The organism is Dehalococcoidia bacterium (assembly GCA_035310145.1).
GTDB lineage: Bacteria > Chloroflexota > Dehalococcoidia > CAUJGQ01 > CAUJGQ01 > CALFMN01.
In genome coordinates this window covers 1-2,776 of sequence record DATGEL010000027.1, presented here as the reverse complement: position 1 = coordinate 2,776, position 2,776 = coordinate 1, and the positions used below count along the sequence as shown (strand labels likewise).

Annotated in this window: 5 protein-coding genes; 4 read left to right on the top strand and 1 reads right to left on the bottom strand. The window is 68.7% G+C overall.

The annotated features are described in order from the left end of the window. Positions 1–363 precede the first annotated feature (363 nt). The 4 genes from VKV26_05115 (at position 364) to VKV26_05100 (ending at position 2,536) form a co-directional block, all read left to right on the top strand. On the top strand, positions 364–603 hold the full coding sequence (locus VKV26_05115; protein HLZ69274.1) for a hypothetical protein: 240 nt from the start codon (positions 364–366) through the stop codon (positions 601–603). Between the two features lie 161 nt (positions 604–764). Then, positions 765–959: a hypothetical protein gene (locus VKV26_05110; GenBank protein ID HLZ69273.1), complete on the top strand. Its 195-nt coding sequence runs from the start codon at positions 765–767 to the stop codon at positions 957–959. Positions 960–1,222: 263 nt separating this feature from the next. Beyond that, positions 1,223–1,690 carry an Hsp20/alpha crystallin family protein gene (locus tag VKV26_05105; protein ID HLZ69272.1) on the top strand — a complete coding sequence of 156 codons (468 nt, stop codon included), beginning with the start codon at positions 1,223–1,225 and terminating at the stop codon, positions 1,688–1,690. Positions 1,691–1,978: 288 nt separating this feature from the next. Continuing rightward, positions 1,979–2,536, top strand: coding sequence for a histidine phosphatase family protein (locus VKV26_05100; GenBank protein HLZ69271.1), 558 nt, complete (start codon positions 1,979–1,981; stop codon positions 2,534–2,536). A 7-nt stretch (positions 2,537–2,543) separates the two neighbouring features. Here the strand turns inward: VKV26_05100 and VKV26_05095 are convergent. Continuing rightward, the coding region (locus VKV26_05095) for a hypothetical protein (GenBank protein ID HLZ69270.1) at positions 2,544–2,776 on the bottom strand (233 nt) is incomplete at its 5' end.

The window sequence follows — 2,776 nt, the reverse complement described above, 5'->3', positions numbered from 1 at the left end:
ATTGCCTGGCAGGAGCGGCGCAAGCACCGCCCACGCTGCGTCCGTCAGTTCTCCCCGCCCGACCATGCCCAGCTCCTGTGGTGTGCACACCCTCCTGCACAGGATACCGGGCAACGGGTCCATTCATCAGACAGACCCTAGACGCGCGGCGCGGCGCTTGGTGCGTGCAACGAGCGCTGGGTGGGTGCTGCACCGGCGCCGTGGCTCCGGCCGCGCTTGTGGGCAGCGCCGCCGCGTATGCTCGCAGTGGAAGGGGAAACGAGTTATCTTCGGGTTCGCACCCGCGCAGCCGGCGCGTAGATTCAAACCAGAGCGACGAAGCGAAGACCGCAGATCGCGCCACCGTGAAGGAGGTTTGTCACCATGCCAGCTTCCCGCCAACCCTTCGATCCGTCCCGCCCCAACCTGTCCGAGACTGCTGCCGGCTCGCCGACATTGCCCGCGGCGGCTGATAGCGCGGAGGTGGAGGGCTACATCCTGATCTTCTGCCACTTTTGCACTCACAGCCACGAACAGACCGATCCCAAGTGCAACAGCATGTGTCTGCACGGCACCACCGGCTTTAGCAGCGGGCCTACCGGCGGGATCACCTCGCCGTACTGAGGCGCCGCCAGGCTGAGAAGCGCCTTGCCACCCCTGATAGCCGACAACCCGCGCGACCTGCTGCAGACAAAATCGCGTGCGAGCTGATCGGCTGGGCGGCGCCGCGCTACCTCAACTCGTCCTCGTAGCGCAAGGATTGGCTCGACCGGCGCACGCGGCTGATGGCGGCGTGGGACTTCCCTGTGCTGATCCTTCAAGGCTTCCACGATCCGCGCCAGCCCCACGAGTTTTACGAGGGCGTCGAGCCCTTCGTGCCGCGGGCGCGGCTGAGTTGCATCGACGCCGTCCACTTCTTCGTCTTCGAGAACCCCGACGTGACCACCCGGACCCTCGCCGCCTTCCTCGGCACGAAGTAGCTCCAGCCGCGCGCTGTGCCGACCGCCTTCCGCGCTGCGCAGCGAAGACGTACGGCCTCGCTGACATGACTCGATCTTGCGAGTATGAATGGCGTGGAGTGAGCACGAGGGAGCAGGAGCGAGGTCTCTGCACGTCTCTTGCCGTTGCCCGACGTGTGGCCTGTTGGCAAGAGCCGATCAGATGGGCTATACAATTATTAGCACTTACTGATTGAGAGTGCTAAGTCTACAGCGAGAGACTCAACTCTCGGAGGAACACGACCATGACCATGCGCTGGGATCCCTTCGCCGACTTCGCCTCCATGCGCGGCCTCTCCAACCGCCTGTTCAACGACACCGCGCCGCGCACGCTGCGCCTGGGCGCCGCCAGCCCCTTCCCGTTCGACCTCTTCGAGGCCGGCGACGAGTTCGTGCTGCGCGCCGCCATCCCCGGCATCAACACCGCCGATCTCGACCTCTCCGTGCGCGAGAACGTGCTGACGCTGAGCGGCAGCCGCAGCCTCTATCCCGCCGAGGACGCGCAGACGTACACCTGGCACGCGCGTGGCCTGGCGGAGGGCCCGTTCACCCTGCGCGTGGCGCTGCCCGCCGCCGTCGAGTCCGGCGCCGCCCGGGCCTCGTACGAGGCCGGCATGCTTACGGTGAAGCTGCCGAAGAGCGAGGCGGTCAAGGTCAAGAAGATCGCCATCGCCACGCCCAGCGAGCAGATCGCCGCCGCGGCCGCCGACTAACAGATGGTTTCAAAACCGGCGTTCACGTGCGATCGCACACCTGCAAGCGGGAACTCGAGCCGGTTTTGAAACCATGTCTAAGCTGACCGACGACGATCGGCGGTCGGCGCCGGGCATGCCGGCGCCTGCACCGCCGTGAAACGACGGGCCGGAAGCGAAACTCCGCTCCCGGCCCGTCGCGCGCCCTGCGTCCGGCGACGGTACATCCTGCACGAGGATGCCGGCACGGCGGCGCCCGCTTGTGGCATGCTGTCGGCGGGCCGAGATCGATCCGGAGTGGCAGCGCCGATGAAGCTCTACCTCGTGCGTCACGCCGTCGCCTATGCGCACGGCGACCCGAACTTTCCCAACGACGACGACCGCCCGCTCACACCGAAGGGGCGCAAGCAGTTCGAAAGGGCGGTGGAAGGGCTGCTGGAGCTGATCGACCCGCCGGCAGCGATCCTCACCAGCCCGTTGCCGCGCGCGGCGCAGACGGCGGCGATCCTCTGCACCGCGGCCGGCCGCGGCGAGAGCGAGATCGTCATCTGCGAGGCGCTGCGCCCCGGCGGGCAGTTCGAGCAGGTGCTGAAGGACTGCACCGCGCGGCTCTACGCCGGCGCCGGCGACGCGGAAGTCGACCAGCAGCAAAGGAACCCGGTATCAGAACGCGGCCTGGCCCTCGTCGGTCACCGGCCGGGCATCGGCCTGCTGGCGGCATGGCTGCTGGGCGGCGAAGAGGCGGGCTACGCGCTGCCCTTCGAGAAGGGCGGCGCCGCCTGCCTCAGCTTCGAGGGTCCGCCCGCCGCCGGCGCCGGTGAGCTGGACTGGCTGCTGACGCCGAAGATCATGCGCCGCCTGCGTTGAGCGGGCCTCACAGCGCCGTGTCGCGCCAGGCCTGCGCGGCGCGGCTGCGCGGCTGCACCGGCGCCCCGCGTTCGCGTTCAGCGCGGCGCACGGCGTCGCGCAGCGCCACGGGCAGCGCGAAGCCCTCCGGCACCGAGCGCTGCATCTTCTCCGGCTCGCCCAGTGCCTCGATCCGCCGCACGCCGCGGGCGCGAAACCAGGCGATCGCCTCCTCCAGCCGATACTCCGGTGTCGAGGCGC